This window comes from Dietzia sp. JS16-p6b (assembly GCF_003052165.1).
Lineage (GTDB): Bacteria > Actinomycetota > Actinomycetes > Mycobacteriales > Mycobacteriaceae > Dietzia.
Genome location: NZ_CP024869.1, coordinates 3405901 through 3430029, shown reverse-complemented (window position 1 = coordinate 3430029; position 24129 = coordinate 3405901). Strand labels below are relative to the sequence as shown.

At 71.3% G+C, this 24129-nt stretch carries 22 protein-coding genes and 1 riboswitch; of the genes, 5 read left to right on the top strand and 17 right to left on the bottom strand.

Features of this window, described 5'->3' with window-relative positions; all coding sequences use genetic code 11:
* Positions 1–23 precede the first annotated feature (23 nt).
* From CT688_RS15870 to CT688_RS15855, 4 genes are all read right to left on the bottom strand, one after another.
* Positions 24–569: a DUF421 domain-containing protein gene (locus CT688_RS15870; RefSeq protein ID WP_107757679.1), complete on the bottom strand. Its 546-nt coding sequence runs from the start codon at positions 567–569 to the stop codon at positions 24–26.
* A gap of 61 nt (positions 570–630) precedes the next feature.
* Positions 631–1530, bottom strand: coding sequence for a sulfite exporter TauE/SafE family protein (locus tag CT688_RS15865; RefSeq protein WP_107757678.1), 900 nt, complete (start codon positions 1528–1530; stop codon positions 631–633).
* 42 nt (positions 1531–1572) lie between these two features.
* The gene (locus CT688_RS15860) at positions 1573–2169 is read right to left on the bottom strand and encodes a rhodanese-like domain-containing protein (RefSeq protein ID WP_107757677.1); all 597 of its coding nucleotides are present in this window, start codon (positions 2167–2169) and stop codon (positions 1573–1575) included.
* A gap of 106 nt (positions 2170–2275) precedes the next feature.
* Positions 2276–3670 (bottom strand): MBL fold metallo-hydrolase, encoded by a 1395-nt coding sequence (locus tag CT688_RS15855; protein WP_107758269.1) that lies wholly within the window; start codon positions 3668–3670, stop codon positions 2276–2278.
* A 196-nt stretch (positions 3671–3866) separates the two neighbouring features.
* Here CT688_RS15855 and CT688_RS15850 point away from each other — a divergent pair, with 196 nt between their 5' ends.
* Both CT688_RS15850 and CT688_RS15845 read left to right on the top strand, forming a co-directional pair.
* A complete protein-coding gene (locus CT688_RS15850; protein WP_107757676.1) occupies positions 3867–6371 on the top strand; it encodes an MMPL family transporter in 2505 nt (834 codons plus the stop codon).
* Positions 6364–6996 carry a TetR/AcrR family transcriptional regulator gene (locus CT688_RS15845; protein ID WP_228549637.1) on the top strand — a complete coding sequence of 211 codons (633 nt, stop codon included), beginning with the start codon at positions 6364–6366 and terminating at the stop codon, positions 6994–6996. The genes CT688_RS15850 and CT688_RS15845 overlap by 8 nt, the downstream gene beginning before the upstream one ends.
* Here CT688_RS15845 and CT688_RS15840 read toward each other — a convergent pair.
* From CT688_RS15840 to CT688_RS15825, 4 genes are read right to left on the bottom strand one after another with little or no spacing between them, the layout of a single operon-like run.
* Positions 6993–7844 carry an MBL fold metallo-hydrolase gene (locus CT688_RS15840; RefSeq protein WP_107757674.1) on the bottom strand — a complete coding sequence of 284 codons (852 nt, stop codon included), beginning with the start codon at positions 7842–7844 and terminating at the stop codon, positions 6993–6995. The genes CT688_RS15845 and CT688_RS15840 overlap by 4 nt on opposite strands.
* A complete protein-coding gene (locus CT688_RS15835) occupies positions 7844–8644 on the bottom strand; it encodes an ABC transporter ATP-binding protein (RefSeq protein WP_107757673.1) in 801 nt (266 codons plus the stop codon). Before CT688_RS15835 ends, CT688_RS15840 begins: the two co-directional genes overlap by 1 nt.
* Complete coding sequence (locus CT688_RS15830) at positions 8641–9669, bottom strand: iron ABC transporter permease (RefSeq protein ID WP_107757672.1); 1029 nt, start codon at positions 9667–9669, stop codon at positions 8641–8643. The genes CT688_RS15835 and CT688_RS15830 overlap by 4 nt, the downstream gene beginning before the upstream one ends.
* On the bottom strand, positions 9666–10580 hold the full coding sequence (locus CT688_RS15825; RefSeq protein WP_107757671.1) for an ABC transporter substrate-binding protein: 915 nt from the start codon (positions 10578–10580) through the stop codon (positions 9666–9668). The genes CT688_RS15830 and CT688_RS15825 overlap by 4 nt, the downstream gene beginning before the upstream one ends.
* A gap of 113 nt (positions 10581–10693) precedes the next feature.
* A riboswitch (cobalamin riboswitch) is annotated at positions 10694–10754 on the bottom strand.
* Between the two features lie 191 nt (positions 10755–10945).
* Between CT688_RS15825 and CT688_RS15820 the strand changes: the two genes are divergently transcribed.
* Positions 10946–11359 (top strand): carboxymuconolactone decarboxylase family protein, encoded by a 414-nt coding sequence (locus CT688_RS15820; protein WP_107757670.1) that lies wholly within the window; start codon positions 10946–10948, stop codon positions 11357–11359.
* Positions 11360–11426: 67 nt separating this feature from the next.
* On the top strand, positions 11427–13061 hold the full coding sequence (locus CT688_RS15815; protein WP_107757669.1) for a long-chain fatty acid--CoA ligase: 1635 nt from the start codon (positions 11427–11429) through the stop codon (positions 13059–13061).
* Between the two features lie 167 nt (positions 13062–13228).
* Here CT688_RS15815 and CT688_RS15810 read toward each other — a convergent pair whose 3' ends face one another.
* The 3 genes from CT688_RS15810 to CT688_RS15800 all read right to left on the bottom strand — a co-directional run bounded on the left by CT688_RS15810 (position 13229) and on the right by CT688_RS15800 (position 17215).
* The gene (locus CT688_RS15810) at positions 13229–14599 is read right to left on the bottom strand and encodes a cytochrome P450 (protein ID WP_107757668.1); all 1371 of its coding nucleotides are present in this window, start codon (positions 14597–14599) and stop codon (positions 13229–13231) included.
* A gap of 127 nt (positions 14600–14726) precedes the next feature.
* Positions 14727–16361: an acyl-CoA dehydrogenase family protein gene (locus tag CT688_RS15805; RefSeq protein ID WP_107757667.1), complete on the bottom strand. Its 1635-nt coding sequence runs from the start codon at positions 16359–16361 to the stop codon at positions 14727–14729.
* A gap of 29 nt (positions 16362–16390) precedes the next feature.
* Positions 16391–17215: an acyl-CoA thioesterase II gene (locus CT688_RS15800; RefSeq protein WP_107757666.1), complete on the bottom strand. Its 825-nt coding sequence runs from the start codon at positions 17213–17215 to the stop codon at positions 16391–16393.
* Between the two features lie 140 nt (positions 17216–17355).
* Here CT688_RS15800 and CT688_RS15795 point away from each other — a divergent pair, with 140 nt between their 5' ends.
* Entirely contained in the window at positions 17356–18738 is a 1383-nt protein-coding gene (locus CT688_RS15795) for an alpha/beta hydrolase domain-containing protein (protein ID WP_231750398.1), read from the top strand.
* Positions 18739–18952: 214 nt separating this feature from the next.
* On the opposite strand, the gene CT688_RS15790 is transcribed toward CT688_RS15795, so the two are convergent.
* From CT688_RS15790 to CT688_RS15765, 6 genes are all read right to left on the bottom strand, one after another.
* Positions 18953–19660 (bottom strand): lysoplasmalogenase, encoded by a 708-nt coding sequence (locus CT688_RS15790; protein WP_156607293.1) that lies wholly within the window; start codon positions 19658–19660, stop codon positions 18953–18955.
* A gap of 20 nt (positions 19661–19680) precedes the next feature.
* Positions 19681–21102: an MFS transporter gene (locus tag CT688_RS15785; RefSeq protein WP_107757664.1), complete on the bottom strand. Its 1422-nt coding sequence runs from the start codon at positions 21100–21102 to the stop codon at positions 19681–19683.
* On the bottom strand, positions 21099–21575 hold the full coding sequence (locus CT688_RS15780) for a MarR family winged helix-turn-helix transcriptional regulator (RefSeq protein ID WP_231750397.1): 477 nt from the start codon (positions 21573–21575) through the stop codon (positions 21099–21101). Before CT688_RS15780 ends, CT688_RS15785 begins: the two co-directional genes overlap by 4 nt.
* A 77-nt stretch (positions 21576–21652) precedes the next feature.
* The gene (locus CT688_RS15775; RefSeq protein WP_107757662.1) at positions 21653–22945 is read right to left on the bottom strand and encodes a lipase family protein; all 1293 of its coding nucleotides are present in this window, start codon (positions 22943–22945) and stop codon (positions 21653–21655) included.
* A gap of 203 nt (positions 22946–23148) precedes the next feature.
* Positions 23149–23682, bottom strand: a complete 534-nt coding sequence (locus CT688_RS15770) for a hypothetical protein (RefSeq protein ID WP_156607291.1) — start codon at positions 23680–23682, stop codon at positions 23149–23151.
* 68 nt (positions 23683–23750) lie between these two features.
* Positions 23751–24092: a hypothetical protein gene (locus CT688_RS15765; protein ID WP_156607290.1), complete on the bottom strand. Its 342-nt coding sequence runs from the start codon at positions 24090–24092 to the stop codon at positions 23751–23753.
* Positions 24093–24129 lie beyond the last annotated feature (37 nt).

Here is a 24129-nt window from a genome sequence, read left to right as displayed (position 1 = left end):
GCCACCGGTCCCGGGCGGACCCCTCACCCCTCGTTGTCCCGGATGTCGGGTCGGCCGGTGAACGGCAGCAGGCTCGAGGCGTCGCCCAGATCGTCCCGGCCGATCACCCCCAGGCTGCCGTCCTGCTGGAGGATCACCGCTGCGACCTCCTCGAGCGATCCCTTCCCGGATTGCCGGGCCGCGGTGTGGACATCGTCCTCGAGGAGGCGGTGGCTCCGTAGGGCCCGGCCCTGCATCCGGCCCTGGTAGTAGAGGAGGACCGGCGGGCTGTCCAGCAGCGACCTGACCCGCGGTGACCGTGCACGGACCGCGGCGAACAGCCATTGGATACCGACGAGCAGCGCCACGACCAGCACCGTCTGGACGAGCGGCACCTCGGTCGCGGTGAGGGTCCGGCCGAACGCCGACCCGATGGTGACGGCGACGATGAAGTCGAGGGGGGTCATCTTGGCCATCGTGCGGGGCCCGGACACCCGGAGGATGAGGACCAGGGCGACGAATCCGCAGGCGACCATCACGACGGAGTGGACGATCGGGTCCCAGCCGTCCCAGAGCAGAGTGGAGTCCATGCCGCGCATCGTGCGCGTACGGCGCGGTCAGGGCAACCGGGCGGGCAACCGGCCGTCGAGTTCAGGCCGGTGTCGCGGCCGGCGTGGCAGCGGGACGACGGGACCGCAGCGGGCATCGGTCCCGCGCGGCGAGGAGGCAGGCCATCGCCGCCGTGGCCAGGACCACGACGGTGCCGAGGATGATCGGCGCGGCCGGGAAGGGCAGTTCCTGGGACAGGACCACCGCGCCCATGAGCAGGACGAAGTACCCGAAGCCCTTCCGAAGGGCCTTCTCCGGCACCACCGAGGTGAGCCGGATCCCGACGAACGACCCGGCCACCGCGGCGGCGGTGACCGCGACCACGAGAGGCCAGTCCAGGCTGACCGTGGTGAGGTAGCCGCCGAGGCCGGCGAAGGACTTCATCGCGATGACCAGCAGCGAGGTGCCCACCGCGGCGGTCATCGGCAGCCCGGCCAGCAGGACGAGGGCCGGGACGACGAGGAAGCCACCGCCCGCGCCGACCAGCCCGGTCGCGGCGCCCACGACGAGTCCGTCGAGGAGGATCCGCCAGAGCGGGTGGTGGTGCGACTGGGTCGACGGGGCCTGACCGTTGCGGTCCCTGCGGCCCCGGATCATCGCGCCGGCGGTGGCGATCATCATGATCGCGAAGGCGACCATGAGGACGGTGCCGGGGATGTAGCCGCCGGCCAGGCCGCCGAGGAACGCGCCCACCATGCCGGCCGCGCCGAAGATCAGGCCCGTCCGCCACCGGACGTTGCCCTTCCGGGCGTGGCCGATGAGGCTGACCAGCGAGGTGGCGCCCACGACGAACAGTGAGGTGGCGATGGCCTCCTTGGGGTCGAGTCCGCCGATGTAGGTGAGCAGTGGGACGACGAGGATGGAGCCGCCCCCGCCGAGCAGGCCCAGGGACAGGCCGACCAGGACGGCCAGCGCCACGACGATGATCAGGGTGATCTCCATGGCAGTGCCTTTCTCCGGCGGGGGCGCCGGGGTCGCGGTGGATCAGGGGCGGGTGGGTAGGGAGTCCAGGACGGACCCGAGACCGGGCTCGTCGGCCGAGCGGTTCCACGGCATCCGGGCCAGGGCCGCGGCCATGGCGCAGGAGTTGCTCGCGGCGGAGTACGTGAGCCCGGCGCCGATCGCTCCCGCCAAGTAGGCGAACTTCGGCGAGGCGAGCGTGGATGCGGTGACGCCGGCCAGGACGAGCGAGCCGGCGACCATCCGGACCTGTCTGTCCATCGCCCAGACGCCCTTTCCGCGGACGATCTCGCCACCGGCGGACTCGAACGCGGCGATCCCGCCGTCGAGGACGGTCACCGAGTCGGGGTCGACCCCCACGGCCTCGAGTCGTTCACCGGCCTGGCGGGCGCGGTTGCCCGACTGGCAGATCAACACGACCTGCCCGGGCAGGCGGGAGGCGAACTCCTCGCCGTGCTCCGCGAGCAGGGGCAGCGGCACGTTGTAGGAGCCGCGGACGTGGAGCGCGGAGAACTCGGCGCCGGTTCGCACGTCGATCACGGTGGGCGGGGTGTCGGAGTCCAACGCGTCGCGCAGGTCGGCGGGGGCGATGGTCGGGGCGTTGGTGAGGGTGGAGAGCATCGGGTGGTGTCAGCCCTTTCCTGTGTCGAGTGGGAGTGGCGGCGGGTCGCCGCGGAGCCGGGGGCCGGACGGGTGGTCCGGCCCCCGGGGTGTGGGGTGGGTCCGCTCAGGCGGGGACGAGGTTGCGTTCGGACCAGCCCGCGAAGCTGCCCTCGAGCTCGACCACGCGGTAGCCGGCGCGGCGGAGGGCGCTGGCCGCGACCGAGTTGCGCACGCCGCTCTGGCAGTACGTGACGATCGGCCCGTCGGTCGGCAGCCGGTCGAGGTTCCACAGGACCCGGCCGCCGCTGAGCTGCTCGGAGCCCGGGATGTGGCCGTCGGCGTGCTCGGTCTTGTTGCGGATGTCCAGGACCATCGCGGCGTCGTACGAGGCCAGCTCGTCGGGTCCGATCATCTCGGGGATCGTCATCGGCAGCCCCTCGAAGGTGGTCGTGTAACCGGTGACCGTGTCGATGCCGACGCGCAGCAGGTGATCCCGCATCGTCTCGGCCGTCTCGGGTCCCTCGGCGAGGACGACGATCGGCGTGTCCTCCTTCTCGGGGTCGTAGACCCAGGCGCCGAAGGAGGCGGCCTTGTCGACGCCGGGGACGTTGAGCGCCCCGGGGACGGTGCCGGCGTGGACCTCGTCCTGGCCGCGGGTGTCGACGACGACGACGTCGTTCGCCTCCAGCGCGTCGGCCAGCTCGGAGATGCCGTACTCGCGCAGGGGGGCCAATGGCCCGAGCACCGCCGGGCCCTCTTTGTTCTGCCGCTTCATCCGACCGAAGTACGCGTGCGCGTCCGGCTGGCCGTCGAGCAGCTCGGAGACGAAGCCCTCCTCGTCGTCGTCGCTGACGTACCCCGCCCACCAGGCGTAGCGACGCTCGTAACCGACGCTGGTCGACGGAAGTGCACCGAGGGCCTTGCCGCAGGCGCTGCCGGAGCCGTGGCCCGGGAAGACCTGGACGTGGTCGGGCAGGGAGACGAACGACTCCTTCAGGCTGCGGAAGATCTGCGTGGCGCCGGCGAAGCGCGTGTCGATCCCGCCCGCGGCCTCGTCGAGCAGATCCGGTCGACCGAGATCGCCGGCGAAGACGAAGTCGCCGGTCAGCATGTAGCCGGGGGTATCAGCGAAGGCGCCGTCGGTGACGAGGAAGGACAGGTGCTCCGGGGTGTGGCCCGGGGTGTGCACGGCCTCGACCGTGATGTTGCCCAGCGTGAGCCGGTCCCCGTGGTGCAGCCGCTCGGCCTCGAAACCGTACTGCCAGTCGTCGCCGCCCTCCCCCGAGACGTAGACGGTCGCGCCGGTCGCCTCGGCGAGCTCGCGGGTGCCGGAGAGGTAGTCGGCGTGGATGTGGGTCTCGGTCACCGCGGTGATGGTCATGCCGTGACGGTCGGCCAGGTCGAGGTACTCGCGGATGTCACGACGGGCGTCCACCACCATCGCCTCGTTCCTGGCCTGGCAGCCGATGAAGTACCCGGCCTGGGCGAGGTCCTCGTCGTAGATGCGCTCGAGAAGCATCGAGATCTCCTTGTCGATCGGGGTTCGGGTGGGTGTACCCCGACCATACATACCCCGGGGGGTATCGGCAAGGCGGCGCGACAGCCTTGCTGGGGTGTCCTGCGCCACACCTTCTTGCACGGGCTGTGCAATCGTGCAGCGCTCATGCAAAACTGCGAAGGATCGCTACCAGCACCTACGCACCAGGAGCCAGCGCATGGCGTCATTCCTCTACCGCATCGGGCGGACCGCCTACCTCTTCAGATGGCGGTTCATCGCCGCCTGGGTGCTGGTGATACTCGGCGTCGGCACCGCCGCGGCCACGATGTCCCAGCAGACCAGCACCACCTTCTCGATCCCGGGCCTCGAGTCGATCGAGACCCAGGAGGAGATGCAACAGAGGTTCGCCGGGGCGGGTGACCAGCTCGACGCGCCGACGGGGACCATCGTCATCCGCGCACCGGAGGGCAGCACCCTCGTCGATCCGGCGGTCACGGACGACGTCGACGACTTCCTCGGGCAGGTGCGGGAGCTGGGCTTCCTCGCCGACACCGATGCCATCGTCAACCCGGTGATCGCCGCCGAGGGGGTGGCGCAGCAGCTCACCGAGGCCCAGGCCGCCCAGGGGGTCCCGCAGGAACAGATCGACGCCGACATCGCGGCGGTGAGTCCGCTGAGCGCCGACCAGACCACCGGCACCGTCCAGATCCAGTTCGACGCGGACACGACCATGGACATCACCGCCGAGGACCGCGAGGCCTTCGCCGACGTGGTCGCGGCGCACGAGGGTGACCTGACCATCGCCTACTCCGGCAACGCTTTCCAACTCTCGGAGATCAGCGCCATCGGCGAGCTCATCGGCATCGCCGTGGCCGCGGTGATCCTGCTCATCACCTTCGGTTCGGTGATCGCCGCGGGGATGCCGCTGCTCACCGGGGTCATCGGCGTGGGGATCGGCATCGCGGGCATCTTCGCCGCCACGGCCTTCACGGACACGATCAACACCATGACGCCGACGCTGGCGTCCATGATCGGCCTCGCGGTGGGCATCGACTACGCGCTGTTCATCGTCTCCCGCTTCCGCACCGAGCTGGTCAAACACATCGGCGGCAACGATCTCGAGCCCGCGGAACTCGCCGCGAAGCTCAGGAGCATCGACGCGCCCACGCGCGCGCACCTGGCCGGGTTGGCGGTAGGTAAGGCAGGCTCCGCGGTGGTCTTCGCCGGGCTCACCGTCCTGGTCGCCCTCTCGGCCCTGTCCATCATCAACATCCCGTTCCTCACCGCGATGGCGCTGTCCGCAGCCGCGACAGTCGCCATCGCCGTCCTGGTCGCCATCACACTGCTGCCCGCCATTCTCGGCGCCGTCGGGATCCGGCTCTTCGCGGCCCGGGTCAAGGGCGTCAGGGCGCCCGACCCGGAGGACGAGAACCCGACGATGGGACTGACCTGGGTCCGCCGTATCCGCGCCCGTCCCGTCCTCTTCGCCACCGCCGGGATCCTGCTGCTCATCCTGCTGGCGCTGCCCGCCACGCAACTGCGGCTGGCCATGCCGTCGGACGGCACGATGGCCCCTGGTACCCCGAACCGCACGGCGTACGACATGACGGACGAGGCGTTCGGTCCCGGTCGCAACGCGCCCATGATCGCCCTCGTGGACACCCTCCAGGTGCCCGAGGAGGACCGTCCGGCGGCGTGGGCCACCGCGGCGGCGGACATCCAGGCACTCGACGGCGTCCAGAACGCCCAGATCATCGAGACCAACGAGGCGGGTGACGCGGCCCAGGTCCTCATCACACCGGAGTACGGGGCCACCGACGAGCGGGCCGCGGACGTCCTCGCCGAGATCCGGGCCGGAGCCGCCGACTTCGAGCAGCAGACCGGGGGGACCTACTCCGTCACCGGCGTCAGCCCGATCTACGAGGACATCTCCGAACGACTCACCGAGGTCCTCATCCCGTACATCGCCATCGTGCTGGCCCTCGCGTTCATCCTGCTCATGCTGGTGTTCCGGTCGATCTGGGTGCCGCTGATCGCGGCGCTGGGCTTCAGCCTGTCGGTCGCGGCGACCTTCGGCATCACCGTGGCCATCTGGCAGGAGGGCTGGCTGGGGATCATCTCCGACCCGCAGCCGGTCATCAGCTTCCTGCCGATCATGCTCATCGGCATCGTGTTCGGCCTGGCGATGGACTACCAGGTCTTCCTCGTCACCCGCATGCGCGAGGGGTGGGTGCACGGTAAGACCGCGCACAACGCGGTGTCCAACGGCTTCAAGCACGGGGCCCGCGTCGTCACCGCCGCCGCGCTGATCATGATCAGCGTCTTCGCCGCATTCATGACGATCGACGAGCAGTTCATCAAGGTGATGGGCTTCGCGCTGGCGATCGCCGTCCTGTTCGACGCCTTCGTGGTGCGCATGACGATCATCCCGGCGGTGATGTTCCTCCTCGGCGAACGGGCCTGGGGCCTGCCGCGGTGGCTGGACAGGATCCTGCCCGCGGTCGACGTGGAGGGATCGGCGCTCGAGGCCGAACAGGGCTCCGCCCGTGAGACCGCCGGGGAGCCGGGGAGCGGAGACGACGACCGTGCCGGCACCGAGGCCGCGGTGGCCGCCGGACGGCACTCCGCCGAGACCGTTGTCGATCAGAGTCCGGGGCCGGGCAGGCACGAGCTGCCCGGTGACGCAGCCGGCGGTGATGCCGGGACGCGGTCCGATGGCTGACCTGCGCGCGCGGAAGAAGGCCGACACCCTCACCCGCCTCTCGGTGGCCGCGGTCGAACTCCTGGTCGCCGAGGGGCTGGACGGGGCGACGGTGTCCGCGATCGCCGAGCGCGCCGGGGTCTCCACCCGCACGTTCCACAACTACTTCGCCCACCGCGAGGACGCGTTCCTGCACTTCCTGCGCGAGCAGGTCGCCGAGTGGGTCCGTCGGGTGGACGGGGCGCCGGCGGGGATGTCGCCGCTCGATGTCCTGCGGTCGATATTCCGGGAGTCCCACGGACGATCGCAGGACGACATCGTCGCGGCGGAGAACCTTCTCGTGGTCGGAGAGCAGGTCATGCTGCTGCTGCGCACCGGGGAGCGGAGCTGCGCCGCCAACGTGCTCGATCCGTTGTACGCGGCCGTGCAGCGCCGGGCCCCGCATCTGAGTCCTTTCCGCGTCCGCGTGATCGTCGACCTGGGCCTCGCGGCGGGCGCGTCGGTCCTCCGGCACCAGCCGCCCGGGGGCGAGCCGGGCGGTGGGGAAGACGAACGGGACACGGTGATGGACGAGGCCTTCGACCTGTTCGAGAAGGGGGCCGGTCACGAGTTCCGGACGACCCCGGGTCAGGCGGTGACCGACTAGCGCGATGTCCGACCCGGACGACATCCGGCCGCGGACCGGCGGGGCGGCCCGCAGCTGACCACCTCGCCGTCCACGCCCGGCCTGGCCCCGTGTTCGCGCAGCCGCGGGACCAGCCGGCCGAGCGGCGGGTTGTGGTGACCGAGGTGTACGGCCACGACCTCGGTATGGTCCGTGACGGCCTCGACGGACCGCAGCGACCGGACCATCTCGCCGAACCTCCCCAGCCCGAGGTGGGCGTCCGAGATCTCCTCGCGATCGCCCAGGGTCTCCTCGAGGAACACCGCGTCGTATCCCGCCCCCCGGACGGCCGCGAACCACCCGGCGGGCCACGGGCCGGTGTCGGTGGCCCACAACACGCGGGCGCCGTCGGGACCGGTCACGTCGTAGAGCACCGCGTCGCCGTCGTCGAAGACCCGGTGGCCGGCGGGCAGGACGCGCACGTCGTACCCGCCCGCGACGATTCGGTCCCCGGCCACCACCGGAACGAACCGCACCGGGTCCCCGGGGCCGACCCAGGGCCTGCACACCTCGAGTGCGCCGGAGGGGCCGATCACCTCGAGCTCGCCGGTCCCGGCCACCCAGGAGCGGGAGAGCAAGGCCTGGGGACCGAGGTGGTCCGAATGGGCGTGGGTGAGGAGCAGATGAGCCACCCCCGCGAGCGTCCGGCCGTGACGAGACGCGGCGCCCGGTACCTCGGGTCCGCAGTCGATCATCATCTCGTCGTCGATCAGCGCGGCGGTCTGCCCGCGCACGTCCTCGCGGCGCAGGGCGTCGAGGCAGGAGTCGCAGCGACAGAACGGGTTGGGCCACCCATCGGCCGCGCCCGTGCCCAGCAACACGATCTCCATCAGGCCCCCGGCTCGCGGAGCGGCAGGACGGCGCGGCCGTCGGGGCGGTCGAGGACCTCGACCCGGGCGTCGTACACCTCGGCCAGTCGCTCGACGGTGAGCACCTCCTCGCCGGTGCCGTCGGCGACCAGGCGGCCATGGTCCACCATGACCACGCGTTCGCCGTAGTGTGCGGCGGAGGTGAGGTCGTGCATGGCAGCCACCACGGTGAGTCCGCTCTCGCGGCGCATCGAGTCCACCAGGTCGAGGACCTGTTGTTGGTGCCCGATGTCGAGAGCGCTCGTCGGCTCGTCCAATAGCAACACGCGGGGCTCCTGGGCCAGGGCCCGCGCCAGGACCACCCGCTGCAGCTCGCCCCCGGACAGCGTGGTGGCGACGCGCGGGGCCAGGTCGTGCAGTGCCAGTCGGTCGATCACGCTCTCCACGATGCTGTGGTCGTGGGGCGTCTCGGTCCCGAAGCGGGGGACGTGGGGAGTGCGGCCCAGCCGGATCAGCTCTCGTGCGCTCACGCCCTCCGGGACCACCGGGCGCTGCGGCATCAGCGCCACCATCCGGGCGACCGGCCGGCGACCGGCTCGTCGCGTCGCCAGACCCATGACCCGCACCTCGCCCCGGGACGGGACGAGCCCCGCCAGGGCGTAGAGCAACGTGGTCTTGCCCGACCCGTTCGGCCCGACCAGGGAGACCCACGACCCGGTCGGCACGGCGAGGTCGATCCCGTGCAGAACCGGCACACCGTCCCGGGCCACGTGGAGGCCGCGGCAGGACAGCGCCGTCGTCGAATCCGGGATGGCGGTCATATGATCCCCCGGCTGCGGCGCAACACGAACAGGAAGAACGGCGCGCCGATCGCGGCGGTGACGACCCCGATCGGCAGCTCGCCCGGGCTCATCGCGGTGCGGGCGACGAGGTCGGCGAGGACCAGGAAGGCGGCCCCCACCAGCAGCGACAGCGGTAGGAGTAAGCGATGGCCGGGGCCGATCACCATGCGGACGGCGTGGGGGATCACGATGCCGACGAATCCGATGAGGCCGCTCACCGACACGACCGCCGCCGTGCCCAGCGTGGCGACGCTGATCAGCACCAGCCTCACCCGGGCCGGGGCGATGCCGAGGGTGGAGGCCTCGACGTCGCCCACGGACATCACGTCGAGAGTGCGCCGGTGAAGGGCGATCACCACGACCGAGACGACGACGTACGGCAGCACTGTCCGCACCTCGGCCCACCCGCTGGTCGTGAGCCGGCCGAGCATCCACGAGTACACCTGCCGCAGGGTCTCGTCGTTGCGCTGCATGAAGAAGGTCTGGACGGCGCTGGCGAACGCGGCGACAGCGACGCCGGCGAGGATGATCACGACCTCGGTCCGCCCGCCGCCGACACCGCGGCCCAGGGCGTAAGTGGCCATCACCGCGATCATGCCGCCGACGAACGCCGCCGGCGGCACCATCGCCGACCCCGCGGCGCCGCCGAGGACGATCGCCAGTGTGGCGCCCAGCCCGGCGCCGCTGGACACCCCCAGGAGGTAGGGGTCGGCGAGCGGGTTGCGGAACACGCCCTGATACGTGGCGCCGGCGATCGCCAGCATCGCGCCGACGATCCCCCCGAGCGCGACCCGGGGGATCCGGATCTCCCACAGGATCACCTGTTGGCGGGGCGTCAGCCCCGAGTCGACGTGCACGAACGGCAGCTGGCCGACCAGCTCGAGCAACACCCCGCGCGGGGTCAACCCGGCCGGCCCGACGAGCGTGCCCGCCAGCAGCGCCAGGAGTAGCACCAGTGTCGCTCCGCCCAGCACCAGGGCGTGGCGGGGCGACCCGCGGGTCACGAGGCGGGTTCCCTCTCGGGGACGGTCGCCACGATGCCGGCCACCTCGCGCATGAAGTCCACCACGCGCGGCCCCCACCGGCTGGCCAGGTCCTCGTCGACCACGAAGACCCGGCCCTGCCTGACCGCGCCGAGCTCGCTCCACCCGGGCCGCCCGGCCACGACCTCCGGCGTGATCCCGCAGCACTGGCCGTCGGCGAGCATCACCAGGTCCGGGTCCGACTCCAGGATCAGCTCCTCCGACAGCTGCGGATAGGCGTCGTCACCGGTCGCGATCGAGGTCAGCCCGAGCAGGGAGTACACCTCGCCGATGTAGGTGTCGTCGGTGACGGTGTAGTAGGTGTCGTCGAGCTCGTGGAAGTAGGTCAGTGGGGTCTCACGCTCCGGGACCGACGCCACGATCTCGTCGATCTCGCCCCGCATCCGGGAGACCAGCTCGGCGGCCTCGCCGACGGTCCCGGTGGCGGCGCCCACCTGCTCGATCTGGGAGAAGGTGTCGTCCAGGGTCCGGGCGGCGGGGAGGAGCAGGACCTCGACCCCGGACCGCTCGAGCCCGGACACGATGTCGCCGGTGTCATCCGTGGCCACGACGAGGTCCGGTTGGTACCCGAGGATCGCCTCGAGGTTCGGGGTGTATCCCGACAGGTCGGTGACCGGGGCGTCGGGCGGGAAGTCCGATCGCTCGTCCACCGCGACAACCCGGTCGCCGGCACCCACGGCGTACAGCATCTCGGTGGTGGTGGGGCTGAGCGAGACGATCGCGCCGGGCCCGCCGTCGCCGGGGTCCGTGGCGGCGGTGGTGCCGTCGTCATCGGCACCGGAACACGCCGAGGCGACCAGTGCCACGACGGTGAGGACGGCGGCGAACAGGGAGCGGGATCCGGGCAGGGCCCGCGCTCGGGACTCGGTCATGGCATCCTCCGGTGGTCGCCCGGACGAGTGCAGCTCGGCTGCGGCGCGGACGCCACGGCACGCAACCGCCCTTCGTGCGAGGTCAGTTCGTACGGTTCCGCGGTCCCGGCCGACCTGGCTCGCCCGCCCGGGGCGGGATCACAGTTGCGCGGACAGCGTCGGACTCACACCGACTTCCGCCGGGTACCACGGGTGTCCGGCAGGGAGCCGGACCCTCCGAGGGTATCCGACCACCGGGTCGACGGCAGGATGGGCCGTGACCGCGCCCGGACACGCCGGGCGTCACACAGCGGCGGTTACACAGCGGCGGCTACACGGCGGCGGCTACACGGCGGCGGCCACGCACCGACGGGAAGGATCACCAGATGACGACGACAGGTTCAGGCGAGGGGCCTACGGCCGAGGATCCGCGGGCCCGGGGATTCGCGATCCGACGTGAGGTGATGGGCGACGACTTCGTGGACCGCGCGATGGGCCGGGCCGAGGGCACCGCGTCCGAGGCCATCCAGCACGTGGTCACCGAGAACGTGTGGGGCAACATCTGGTCCCGCCCGGGGCTCGGACGGCGGGACCGGAGCCTGCTGAACATCGGCATGCTCGTGGCGTTGCGGGCGAACGCCGAGTTGGCCGGCCACGTGCGCGGAGGGCTGACGAACGGCCTCACCCGCGAGGAGATCACCGAGGCCGTCATCCACGCCTCGGGATACTGCGGTGCGCCGGCGGCCCTCTCGGCCATGAAGACGGTCCAGGAGGTCTTCGACGCGGTGGACGACAGGTAGGGTCGCGTCCAGAAGTGACCCCTGACACCCCCTGATACCCGACACCCCCTGAACAGGAGCCCCTCGCATGCGCAGCACCATGCAGCCGGAACAGCTGAACATCAGCACCATCCTGACGTTCGGCGCGACCGTCCACGCGGACGCGGTCATCACCACCTGGACCGATCAGGGCCCCCGCAAGATCACGTTCGGGGAGCTGGGCCGGCGCGCCGCGCAGCTGGCCAACGCCCTGCGGACGCTGGGGATCGACGCGGATCAGCGCGTCGCGACCTTCCAGTGGAACAACTCCGAGCACATGGAGGCGTACCTGGCCATCCCGTCGATGGGCGCGGTACTCCACCCCCTGAACATCCGGCTGTTCCCCGACCAGCTCGAGTTCGTGGCCAACCACGCCGAGGACAAGGTCGTGATCGTCGACCCCAGTCTGATCCCGCTCCTGCAGCCCCTGCTGCCGCGGTTCTCGACGGTCGAGCACGTGATCGTCACCGGTGGCGGCGCGGCGAACCTCGAGGCCCCGGAGGGCGTGCAGGTGCACGACTACGAGGAGCTGCTGGCCGCACAACCTGCCGAGTTCGAGTGGCCCGAGGTCGACGAGAACTCCGGCGCCGCGATGTGTTACACCTCGGGCACCACGGGTGATCCGAAGGGCGTCGTCTACTCGCACCGGTCCATCTACCTGCACTCGATGCAGGTCTGCATGTCGGACGGGATGGACATCTCGCTCGACGACAACGTGCTGGCGATCGTCCCCATGTTCCACGCGATGTCGTGGGGCCTGCCGTACGCGGCGTTCCTGGTGGGCGCGTCGCTGCTCATGCCCGAGCGCTTCCTCCAGCCGGAGCCGCTGGCCGCGATGATCGCCTCCGAGCGTCCGACGCTGGCCGCCGCCGTCCCCACGATCTGGCAGGCCGTCGACGCCTACTCGGTCGATCACCCCATCGACATGTCGAGCTTCCGCGCCGTCGTGGTGGGCGGCAGCTCCTGCCCGCCCGCGCTGATCCGCAAGTTCAAGGAGAACTACGGGATCGACATCATCCACGCGTGGGGCATGACGGAGACCTCGCCCCTCGGCACCCTGTCGCGGCCGAAGGCGGACCTGCCGGAGGAGACGCAGTTCGAACTGCGCACCACGCAGGGCCGGTTCATCGCGGGGGTCAAGGCGCGGATCGTCGACGACGCCGGTCAGGAAATGCCCTGGGACGGCGAGTCCGTCGGTGAACTCGAGGTGCGTGGACCGTGGATCACGGGCAGCTACTACAAGGTCGACAGCTCGGACTCCTTCGATGACGGCTGGCTCCGCACCGGCGACGTCGGCTACATCCGTCCCGAGGGGTTCCTGCAGCTGACGGACCGAGCCAAGGACATCATCAAGTCCGGCGGCGAGTGGATCTCCTCTGTCGAGGTGGAGAACTACCTCCTCGAGCACCCGGCCGTGGCCGAGGCGGCCGTGATCGGCATCCCCGACCCCAAGTGGGACGAGCGTCCGCTGGCCACCATCGTGGTCAAGGAGGGGGTGGCCGATCCTGACGTCGAGGATCTGCGCTCGCACCTCGAGAGCCGGATGGCCAAGTGGCAGGTGCCGGAGAAGTTTGCGTTCGTCGACGAGATCCCCAAGACCTCCGTCGGCAAGCTCGACAAGAAGCGCATCCGCGTCTCGCACTCCGACGGCGAGCTCACCGTGGTCAACGCGCTGGAGAAGTAGCCCACTCCCGCCGCGTGGTCACACCCGCTCACGTTCTCCCAGGAGACCGTCCCGGAATCTCGATGTTTGTGACCACTCGGCGGGTCGCGAGGGTGGGCGCGGTTCGCGGGTCGCGGCGAGTGCGGCGGGCGGGTCCCGCGCGGGGCGGTCGAATCGGCCAGGTCGGCTCAGCCGGCGCGGACCGGCGTGAGCGGCCGCAGGGATACCGGGAGCCCGTCCCCGGGGAACGGCAGCGAGTCGTTCTTCATGGGCGGGACGTAGTCCAGCGGCACGGACCACTCGAAGTGCCGCAGCAGCGCGCTGAGGACGAGCTTGGACTCGAGGTTGGCGAAGATCATGCCGAGGCACTTGTGGACCCCGCCGCCGAAGGGCTCCCAGGCGTAGCGGTGTGACTTGTCCTCGCGCCTGCCCTCGGTGAACCGCTCGGGGTCGAAGATCTCCGGGTCGGTCCAGTACTCGGGCATGTGGTGCGACAGGAGCGGCATCACCGAGACGAGCCGGCCCTCGGGGATCGCCACGCCGAGCACCTCGGTGTCCTTGACCGCCCGGCGCGCCAGTACCGGCACCGGCGGGTGCAGCCGCAGCGTCTCCTTCATCACCAGGTCCAGGTCGGTGAGGCCCTCCAGCTCGGCGAGGGTCGGCGAGGGGCCCAGTTCCAGACACTGTCTCCGACAGCGCTCCTGCCACTCCCGATCGCGCCCGAGTTCGTAGACCATCGAGGTCACGGTGCTGGTCGTGGTGTCGTGCGCGGCCATCAGCAGGAAGATCATCTGGTTGATGATGTCGTCGTCGTCGATCCCGCCGGAGGCGTCGGCCACCTGACACAGGGCCGAGAACAGGTCCTCGCCGGGGTCGGCACGGCGGGCGGGCAGGTGACGCCGGAGGAACTCCTCCAGCAGACGCCGGCCGCGGGTCGCGCGACCCCACTTGGTGAACGGCAGGGGAGCGGTCGAGCGGATGTAGCCGTTGGCGGCCTGCACGCAGTCCACGAACGCGATGTTGACCCGCTCGATCTCCCCGGGTCGGGCGTATTCGGCGCCGCCCATGAACACCTCGGTGGCCAGATCGAGCGTGTGCGACTTGAGGGCGGGATAGATCTCGAACGCCCGATCGGGGGTCCAGCTCGAGATCCCGCGCTCGACCAGCGGGGCCAGGGTACGGGCGTATCCCTCGAGCCGGGGGCGGGTGAACGCCTCCTGCATGAGGTGCCGGTAGTGGTGGTGCTCGGCGAAGTCCAGCAGCATCAGCCCGCGGTCGAAGAACGGGCCGACGAGGTATCCCCAGCCGGGGCCGTTGGCGAACGCCTTGTCGGCGTTCTGCAGGGCGATCTGGCACGCGTCGGGGCCGAGCAGCGCGGTCCAGGTGGAGCCGAGGAAGCTCAGTTCGGAGACCGGCCCGTGGTCGCGGTACCGGCGGGCCATCGTGGCCAGTGGATTCTCGACGTACTCGAGGGTCCCGCCCAGGATCGGCAGGTGGGAGCGGAGGGGGGCCGGGCCCGGCCGGTAGACCGGGTCACGTGGATCGCCGTCGATTGACATAGTGCACCTCTTTGTCGGGGTCCCTCCAGTCTGTGACCTCTCTCACGCGACTGTCAGCCGAATAGCGAAACTGGCGGTTTCGTTTCTCCCCGCCGTGGCGGTAACGCGGTGGTGGCAGATGCGGTACTCAGGCGCGGGCGACCAGTGCCGCCACGTCCACCCCGTCGGGAAGCGCGCCGTACTCGGCCGAGCGATCATCACCGAGCCTGGCCAGGCAGAACGCCTCGGCGACCGCTGCCGGGGCGTGGGCGAGCAGGACCGCGCCCTGCTGGCCCAGGGCCATGGCCTCGACGAGGCGCCGGGCGATCGCGGGGGCCGCGGCGGGATCGGAGGCCGCCCGCCCGATCAGCCCGCGAACACGCTCGACGTGCCGGTCGAACACCTCGTGGCGCCCGGTCTGGGCGGCCAGCTCGGCCTCGAAGGCGGCCACCGACTCGGGCTCGCGGGCCATCGCGCGCAGGACATCGAGCGCGATGACGTTGCCCGAGCCCTCCCACACCGCCAGCACCGGCTGCTCGCGGTAGCGGCGGGCCAGCGGGAACGCCTCGGTGTAGCCGTTGCCGCCCAGGCATTCCAGCGACTCGTAGGCGTGGTTGGGTCCGCGCTTGCACGTCCAGTACTTTGCGACCGCGGTGGCGAGCCGCCGGTACGCGGCGGACTCGTCGTCGTCATAGGCCGCTGCCAGGCGGGTCGCAGTCCAGGTGGCGGCCTCCGCTTCGAGCTGGAGGTCCGCCAGGACGGCGGCCATGGCCGGCTGGTCCACCAGGGTCGCGCCGAACGCGGCTCTGTGTCGGGCGTGCCATGCGGCCTCGGCCACGCCCTGACGCATGCCCGCGGTCGACCCCAGGACGCAGTCCAGTCGAGTGCGGCCGACCATCTCGATGATCGTGCGCACCCCGCGGCCGGGCTCGCCGACCATCCAGCCCAGGGTGCCGTCGAACTCCACCTCGGACGAGGCGTTGGACTTGTTGCCCAGCTTGTCCTTGAGGCGCTGGACCAGGAAGGGGTTGCGCTCGCCGCCGGGGAGGACGCGGGGGACGAGGAAGCAGCTCAGACCCTCCGGCGCCTGCGCCAGCACCAGGAAGGCGTCCGACTGCGGGGCCGAGCAGAACCACTTGTGGCCGCGCAGCACGTGCAGGCCGTCCCCGACCGGGGTGGCAGTGGTGGTGTTGGCCCGGACATCCGAACCGCCCTGCTTCTCGGTCATCGCCATACCGAACAGGACTCCCGACTTGGTCGCCGGATCGCGCAATTCGGGGTCGTAGACGGTGGACAGGAGCGCCGGTTCCCATTCCGCGGCCAACCCGGGGTTGAGCCGGAGGGACGGCATCACTGCGTGAGTCATGGACAGGGGGCAGCCGTGGCCGGCCTCGATCTGCGAGACCAGCATGAACCCCGCCGCCCGCTCGACGTTCGCGCCCGGGCCGGGGTCGGCCCACGCCGAGGTGTGGAGGCCTCGGGACACCGAGTAGTCCATGATCCGGTGGTACGAGGGGTGGAACTCGATCTCGTCCACCCGGTTGCCCCACCGGTCGTGGGCGTGGTGCACCGGCGGCAGGGTGTTGGCCAGCTCCGCGTCGTGCTGGTACTGCCCGGTTCCCACGTGTCGGCCGATCTCGTGGAATCGGTCGGTAACCGCGTCGGGCGCGAAGACTCCCACGGCCTCCCGGAGGGCGGGATTGAGCGCGAACTCGTCCACGTCCACGCGCGGCGGCGCCTGGTTGAGGACCTCGTGGGTGGTGTGGTTGCGAGTGGTCGACATGTGCTGGGTCCTCCTCCGGCCCGCGGTACTCAGGACTTGAAATACATGAGTTGGTTGCTCGTGGCGAGCAGCCTGCCATCCCGGCTCCACAGCCGCGCCGACTCGTCGTGGTAGTTGCCGTGGAACCGGTGGGCGTGGACGCTGCCCAAGATGAAGTCCGTGCCCTGGGCCGCGATCTCGTCCGGGGTGGCCAGATAGTGGATCGTCAGCGTGACCGTGCCCGCGGGGACGGGCCGGCCGAGTCGGAGGAACGACCTCGGGAAGAACGAGTCGCACATCGCGGTGAGCGCGACGTGGTCGAGGGGGCGGGACGGCGAATCCCGGATCCACATCGTGGTGGTCGACTCCGGGGTCGCGTCCCCGTTCTCGACCGACTGCCACGGCCCCGTGACGAACCGCATGTCGTAGTTGTCCACCCACCTGACCCCGCGGTCCGCCGCGGCCGGGGTCAGGTCCTCCGGCACCGGGACCATCGGCGCCGTGGCCTCGGTCTCCGACCAGGTCTCCCGGCGCAGTGCGGTGATCGCGGTGGCGGTGGTGACCACCTGGTCGCCCTGGCGCATCTCGAGCCACCAGTGCTGGTTGGACCGGTTCGTCCGGGTGGGCCTGGCCTCGATCTCGAACTCCCCCTCGGCGACCGGGCCCGCGTAGTTCACCGTCAGGGCGAGCGGGTCGCCGTGCCGCGCCGGGTGCTGCAGGACCGCCTGCAGCATGGTCGCCGCGGTCGTCCCACCGAACGGCCCGACCATGTTGGCCCATGCGTCGACGGTGCGGCCCCGGACCAGGTCGTCGTGGACGCGTCGGAGCGCGACGGCCCGGTCCAGCGCGTGTGAGGGGGAGTCCTGATCGGTCACGGCACTCTCCTGATCGGGCGGCGTGGGAGGTCACCACCGAGTGCTCCCACCGTACCGAGCGGGCTCAGGGTCCCGTACCGAGCGGGCTCAGGGTCGACGAACCGCGGACCGTGCGTGGCGACGGGAGGCACAATCGGTCCATGGAGCGATCCCCGCGAGCCACGTTCGCAGAGTTGACCGAGGGTAAGGCCTTCCCGCCGATGTCCGGGCGCGCGGCCCCGGATCTGGCGGCGGCCGGGTTCGGCGAGTCGGAGTGGGCGTGTCGCGGCGAGGCGGTCTCCTACGCGCCGGTCTCGACGCCGCGCGACGGGCGTTTCGAGCTGACAGAGGCTGATTCCGCACCGTTCGCGACCCGCGTCCTGGTGCGTCGACCGCGGCCGGACTCGTTCAGCGGCGTGGTGCTGGTCGAGTGGCTCAACGTCAGCGGTGGCCAGGATGCCGCGCCGGACTACACGTATCTGGCGGAGGAGATCCTGCGGGCGGGGCACGCCTGGGTCGGGGTCTCTGCGCAGTTCATCGCGGTCGAGGGCGGGGACGCGGCCGTGGGTCTCGGAGGGCGGACGGCGGGCCTGCGGACCCAGCGGCCCGAGCGCTACGCGGACCTGCACCATCCCGGCGACGCGTACGCCTACGACATCGTCACGCAGGTGGGGCGCCATGCCCGCGAGCCGGACGCGGACGGGCCGCTGGCGGGCCTGCGCGCGCGGTCGGTGATCGCGGTGGGCGAGTCACAGTCGGCGTTCGCGCTGACCTCGTACGTCAACGGGGTCCATCCGCGGGCCGGGGTGTTCGACGGATTCCTCCTCCACAGCCGTGGAGCCGGATATCTGCCCTTCGACGACCGTGGCCGCGGGAGTGACATCGTCGCCGCCCTCGGCCGCGGACCGGCAACGATCCGAGAGGACGTGGACGTTCCCGTGATGGTGGTCCAGGCAGAGGGGGACCTCATGGGTCGGATCGCGTCGCTGCCCGCCCGCCAGCCCGATTCCAGGTCCGTGATGTCCTGGGAGATCGCAGGACAGGCCCACGCGGACCTCTACCAACTGGGTGACTTCGCGCAGTTCGTCGATTGCCGCGGCCCGGTCAACAGCGGCCAGCAGGTCTTCGTCCTCCGCGCCGCCCTGAGGCATCTGGTGTCGTGGGTCGCCGGTGGTGCGCGCCCGCCGGCCGCGCCGCCGGTGGAGACCGACGACGGCGAGGTCGTCCCCGACGAGTTCGGCACCGGCCGGGGCGGCGTTCGGACCCCCGTCGTGGAGGCCCCGGTGGAACACCTCACCGGCGTGCCCCATCCCGAGGCGCAGCCGCTGTGCATGCTTCTGGGGCGGACCGTCGAGCTGCCCGACGAGGTTCTGCGGGAGCGGTGGCCCGGTGGCGGGCGCGCCGGTGGGACGCAGACGGGCCGCGAGCAGTATCTGGCGGCGTACCGCGCGGCCACGGACCGCCTCATCGAGGAGGGGTTCCTGCTCCCCGAGGACCGCGAGGAGGTCCTGGCCGACGCCCGCCCCGAACGCATCACCTGGTGAGGCGTCACCCCGGCGAATCCACCCCCTCAGCGGGCTCAGCGGGCTCAATGGCTCACCGTCGCACCGGCCCACCGGGCTGCCGCTGCATCCGCTCCCGCGCCTGCCCGCTCGCTCCCGCGCCTGCCCGCTCGCTCCCGACGTTGGACGCACGCGCGCACCACTGCGCGGGCCGGGGTGCATGGTCCCGAGCGCGAGCACGGGGACCTCGCGGGCGCTAGCGCGGATGCCGGCCGCGTGATGAGCGGACACGCGTGCCGCGGCGGGGTGCGCGGCCGAAGGCGCGGTCGGGAGAGCGCGTGAGCAGGATGACGATCACGAACAGGGCCTGGGCGCCGACATAGGTGGCCATCACCATGAGATCGCGGTTCGCCCAGTCCACGAGCTCGGGCCGGAACGCGCCCAGCGCGATCAGGCCGTCGGACACCACGAACAGTGCGGCGCCGAGCGCTCCGACCCACCCGTGGCTGGACGCGAGCCACGCCACGGTGAGCAGCAGCAGTCCGTAGACCACCACGGCCGGGGCGAGGAGGCCGGCCTCGGGAACGGTCACCATCAGCAGCGCGACGGCGACCACGATGAGCAGCAGCGTCCATGCGAACGGCGAGCGGCCCCGATCCACACGGGTGAACGCGACGATCCACAGCCCCTGCGCCACGGCGAACCCGCCGACCATCGCCAGGAACCGGGCGTCTGCGGGAAGGACTCTCGGCAACGAGTCCCCGACCCAGCTGGCGGCCAGCGCGCCCAGGGCCCAGGGCCAGGCGGGGCCGCGGTCGTCGGACGGGAGTCCGAGCAGCACCACCGCCAACGCGGGCATGAGCAGCACCTGGGACCAGGCGGCGGCCGCCCCGGCCCCGAGCGCCAGCGCGATCAGGTGGACGAGCGTCACCGCGGCGACAGGGCCCCAAGTCAATGCGCGCACACCCGTGACGCTATCTCCGGTCACCGCCGAGTGCGGTGGGATGGACCACCTCGCCGTCGCGACACGACCGCGTGCCACGTCAACGCCACCATCACCGCGCCGCAACACAGCACGCCCACGCCGAACGCCATGGTGATGCCCTCGTCGGTGGGGAAGGTCGAGTCCGACGGGTGCGCGGCGAGCGCGGCGGCGGACAGTGCGGCGCCCACTGCGCCGCCGACCGTGCGTAGGACCTGGTTGAAGCTCACGGCGCTACCGAGCTGGTCCACGGCGACACTCCGGGCGATCAACGCGGGCATGGCGGCGTACCCGGAACCGATCCCCGCGCCGAAGAGGAACATCCCGACGGCGAGCGTGAGGAAGTCCCCGTGCGCAGCCCACAGCAGCACAGAGGCCGCGGTCATCACAGTGGCTCCCACGGGGAGGAAGGCCGCGATGTCGACCCGACGGGAGAGCGCGCGGACCGCCCGGTTGGCCAGGAGGCTGCCCACGGACAGCGGTGCCATCAGGAAACCCGCCCACATGAGCGGGACGGCGAGACCGAAACCGGTTCCGCTCGGAGCCTGGGCCACCAGGCTCGCGATCGACAAGCCGATGTACAGAGCGGTGCCCAGCCCGATCGCGGTGGCGTTGGCCAGCAGGACCTCGGGACGGCGCACCACGCGCAGGTTGATGAGCGGGTGCCGCGTCCGCACACTGTGCACGGCCCACCCCGTGAGGGCGGCCACCGACACCGCGAGCGTCCCCGCGGCGCGCGGCGAGACCCATCCCCAGCTCTGGGCCTCGGAGATCCACAGCAGCAGGGTGGTCAGGCCGACGCCCAACAGGATCGCTCCGGGCAGGTCGAGCGGGGTCCGGGGCGCGAGTGGATCGGGTCCGGCGGGCACGAACCGCCACACCCCGGCTGCCGCGGTGGCGACGAACACGGCGGCGAAGGCGAACGCGGACCGGTGGCCGAAGCCCGCGGCGAGCAGGCCGGTGAGCGGGTATCCCAGTCCCATCCCCACGGAGACCGTGACCGACAGCGTCGAGATGGCCGGTTGGGATCGCGAGTAGCTCAGGTGCCGGCGGGCCAGCGCGATGGTGACCGGGACCGTCCCGTAGAGCAGGCCCTGCAGCGCTCGGCCCAGGAGGAACACGGTGAAGTTCGTGGCGACGGTGGCGATGACCGACCCCGTGAAGATCACCGCCAGCGACGCCAGGAGCAACCGCCGGGTGTGAGGGCCGTCCGCCAAGCGGCCCATGATCGGGGTGGCGACGGCGCCCACCAGCAGGTTGACGGTGAGCATCCATTGCGCGGCGCTGACGGTGATGTCGAACTCGCCTGCGACCGACGGGACGAGCAGCATGCCCAGGGAGCTGACGATCGAGCTGGTGAGCCCGGCGTAGACGAGGGCCTGCAAGAACCAGCGGGGCGCGGGTGCGCGGCCTGTCGTGGTCACCCGGGGCCCTCGGTGTCCAGCCTGACGAGCAGCGGAACTGCCGCCGCGAGGGTGGCGCGATCGGATTCGCTGAGCTCGTCTGTGACGGCGCGGATCAGCCATTCCTGCCCGGCCGAGCGCTCGGCGACCAGACGGGTGCGGCCGGACCCGGTGAGGCTTACCAGGACCCGACGTCCGTCGGAGGGGTCGGGATTCCGGGAGACCAGCCCCATCGCCTCGAGTTCGCGCACCGCACCCGCCACCGCCTGGTGGCTGATCCGTTCGTGTGCGGCGAGGTCGGTGGCGGTGAGGGCGCCGAGGCGGTCGAGTCGGGCGAGGATCCCGACCTTTCCCATCGACAGCGTCCGGTGCTCGGCGAACCGTCGCCACAGCGGCCGGAGGGCCTCACGCAGGTCTGTGGCCAGTGCGGTCGGGTCGGTGGGCGCGGGGCTGCCGGGGACTGGGCTGGCCGGGGCGTGGGGCTGGTCGGTCACCCGCGTGATTCTACAAGCCGCTTGCGCAACCTACTTGCGGGACCCGGATGAGGCGGCTGGGGCGTCGGCTCGACAGCTCAGTACGTCCCGCAGTTGACCGGCGGCGGCACGCCGTCGAGCCGGTCGGCCAGGTACTGCACCGTGTCGCCGAGGCCGGAGAGCATCGGTACCGCGTGGTTGAGGGCGAATCCCGTGGCCACCGGCGGGGCGTGGTCGATGACCATCTCGACCGCGGCCCCCTGCGCACACCAGTCCCGGCCGAGCTGCTGCGACTGGTGGCCGGGCACGATGTCGTCGTTCATCGGGGACAGGATCCGGACCGGAGTGCTGGGCGTCAGGCGACCGATGCGCTCGCGCTCCAGGTAGCTCATGATGGCCGGATCCTGCCTGGCGATCTCACCGGCCGACTGGCCGGACGTCGTGTAGCGGTTGGTGCGTTGCTGGAAGAACTGGATGGCGGTCTCGCCGATGCACTGGTGCGAGGTGGCGGCGAGCATCGCCCGGCCCTCGTCGTTGAGATAGGCGTCGAGCAGCCCGCCCATCTCCGGATAGGCGTCGACCAGGCCGTTGAGCGCATAGCCGATCACCCCGGCGATCGCCGACCCGTCGGACCACTCGAGCGTGGCCAGGAGGTCGGCCGGCGGGGAGCCGGCCGCGGTACCCACCAGGTTCACTTCGGGCGCGTACTGCGGGTGCAGTTCGGCCGCTGCCGCCACCGCGCCGCCGCCCTGCGAGTAGCCGGAGAACACGGTGCGCGGCGAGGGGCCGATGTCCGCGCCCGGGATCTGCGGGGCGGTCCGGGCGAGGTCCAGCACCGCGCGGGCCGAGGCCTCGCGGTTGACGTAGGAGTGCAGGCCGGGCGTGCCCAGTCCCTCGAAGTCGGTCATCGCGACCGCGTAACCGCGGGCCAGGAACGCGTAGGCCTGGATGATCTCGTAACCGAAACCGACACCGGGCGGGTCCGTGCGGACGTTGGCCAGATTCTGGAAGGTCTTCGACGGCGCGCAGTGGTCGGCCATCCCCTGGGTCCCCGGCGCGAGCACCGCGAGCGGCCGCGGTCCCGGGCCCGCCCATGGGGCGCGGGGCTGGAGGTAGGTCCCGGTCACCGCGATCTTCTGGTTTCTCGATCCGACGGAGGTGTACATGATCCGCTGGGCGTCGGTCGAGATGGGCCCGGCAGCGTCGGAGACGAACTCCGCCCCGGGAATCGGAGGGATGGCACCGGCGAGCGGGAACGCCTCGGTCTTGACGAGCGCACCCGGGCCGGCGGGCAACTGGGCCGGCGGCTGGTAGAACGCGGGAGCAGGATCGTTGGACGAGCCCTGGGCCGAGGCGACGGGTGCGGCCACGGCGCCACCCCCGATGGTCATCGCGAGAGCGCTGGCGAGTGCGGTAGCGCACATCGCGGTTCGACGAAGTAGCACGGTCCCCCCGGACTTGGTGTGGCATGTATCACTGATGAACGGAGTGTAAAGCGACACTGCCGGGAAGGGGGAGGGCACCCCGATCACGCCGCGATCCGGGATCGGTGCCGGCCATGTGGCCGCGTGTGGTGACGTCGCCCGAATCCGGCTCAGGCGCCCGCGGCCCGGCGATGCACCGTGGCCCACCAGGCGGCGAGAAGCGTCGCGCTCACACCGAAGACCACCCACGTCAGCGCTGCGGAAACAGGCCCGGTGACGAAGAAGCCGAGGATCAGAGCCACGATCCAGTTGACGAGGAGCACCAGCACGGTCACGAGGAGGGCGAGGGCGGCCCGGCCGGGGGAGTGCGCGAGAGTGTGACGCGCGGCCCCCCTCGGCGTCACGGCCAGCGTCGACAGTAGGGGCAGCGCCGCTGACGCGATGACGATCGGCAGGATCGGTGAGAGCACTCCGGCGAGGACTCCGAGCAGGACCGCCAGCGCGGAACCGGCCAGGAGCCGCACCGGAGGCGCAGAGAACCTCTCGTCGGGGCGGACCGCGGTAGCAGTCGCGCCGACGACCATCCAGAGTGCGACGATCATCGCCACCCCCGAGACCGTCACGCGGAGAGCGAATCCCCACCCGGCCTCGGGGGCCGGATCGCCGACTGTCAGCAACGCCTGGACGAGTGCGTTGGCGATCACGACCGGGACCGTCACAGGCGCACCCCGGACGCAGCCCCGCCATGTCCCGGTCATCGTGCGCCCACCGCTCATCTCGAACCCACCGTGCCGTTGCGGTCGAGTACGGCCTGCACGGGGCCGGAGTAGATGAGGCGCCCCCCGACCTCGAGCTCGAAGGTCGTGCCGTCCTCGGAGGTCAGCGTCGCCGTGATGGTCTCCTCGTCGACGGTCTCCCCCACGCATCGCAGGCTTGCTCCGTGGCCCTCGCACACCGGTGCGACGAGGATCTCGACCCCCTGCTCGAGCAGGACCTCGTTCGCCGCGTATCGAAGGTCCGCGATTTCTGCTCCCCCGACAGGCGCGAGCGCGTCGATCTGCGAACATCCCGCCACCGCGAGCACGACGATCGCTCCCCCCGTCGCAACTTTCATCCGGCGCGTCATCTCGCGTCCGCTCCCGTCCCCCGTG

Bases quoted from the DNA above. Each gene is read 5' to 3' on its own strand.
- CT688_RS15835 (WP_107757673.1), bottom strand. From the start codon at position 8,644: ATGACCGCCATCCCGGATTCGACGACGGCGCTGTCCTGCCGCGGCCTC.
- CT688_RS15840 (WP_107757674.1), bottom strand. From the start codon at position 7,844: ATGGAGATCGTGTTGCTGGGCACGGGCGCGGCCGATGGGTGGCCCAAC.
- CT688_RS15775 (WP_107757662.1), bottom strand. From the start codon at position 22,945: ATGACCATCGGGGGTGGCGCCGTGGCCGCACCCGTCGCCTCGGCCCAG.
- CT688_RS15795 (WP_231750398.1), top strand. From the start codon at position 17,356: ATGGAGCGATCCCCGCGAGCCACGTTCGCAGAGTTGACCGAGGGTAAG.
- CT688_RS15810 (WP_107757668.1), bottom strand. From the start codon at position 14,599: ATGTCAATCGACGGCGATCCACGTGACCCGGTCTACCGGCCGGGCCCG.
- CT688_RS15825 (WP_107757671.1), bottom strand. From the start codon at position 10,580: ATGACCGAGTCCCGAGCGCGGGCCCTGCCCGGATCCCGCTCCCTGTTC.
- CT688_RS15865 (WP_107757678.1), bottom strand. From the start codon at position 1,530: ATGGAGATCACCCTGATCATCGTCGTGGCGCTGGCCGTCCTGGTCGGC.
- CT688_RS15860 (WP_107757677.1), bottom strand. From the start codon at position 2,169: ATGCTCTCCACCCTCACCAACGCCCCGACCATCGCCCCCGCCGACCTG.
- CT688_RS15870 (WP_107757679.1), bottom strand. From the start codon at position 569: ATGGACTCCACTCTGCTCTGGGACGGCTGGGACCCGATCGTCCACTCC.
- CT688_RS15765 (WP_156607290.1), bottom strand. From the start codon at position 24,092: ATGAAAGTTGCGACGGGGGGAGCGATCGTCGTGCTCGCGGTGGCGGGA.
- CT688_RS15805 (WP_107757667.1), bottom strand. From the start codon at position 16,361: ATGTCGACCACTCGCAACCACACCACCCACGAGGTCCTCAACCAGGCG.
- CT688_RS15845 (WP_228549637.1), top strand. From the start codon at position 6,364: ATGGCTGACCTGCGCGCGCGGAAGAAGGCCGACACCCTCACCCGCCTC.
- CT688_RS15855 (WP_107758269.1), bottom strand. From the start codon at position 3,670: ATGCTTCTCGAGCGCATCTACGACGAGGACCTCGCCCAGGCCGGGTAC.
- CT688_RS15850 (WP_107757676.1), top strand. From the start codon at position 3,867: ATGGCGTCATTCCTCTACCGCATCGGGCGGACCGCCTACCTCTTCAGA.
- CT688_RS15815 (WP_107757669.1), top strand. From the start codon at position 11,427: ATGCGCAGCACCATGCAGCCGGAACAGCTGAACATCAGCACCATCCTG.
- CT688_RS15820 (WP_107757670.1), top strand. From the start codon at position 10,946: ATGACGACGACAGGTTCAGGCGAGGGGCCTACGGCCGAGGATCCGCGG.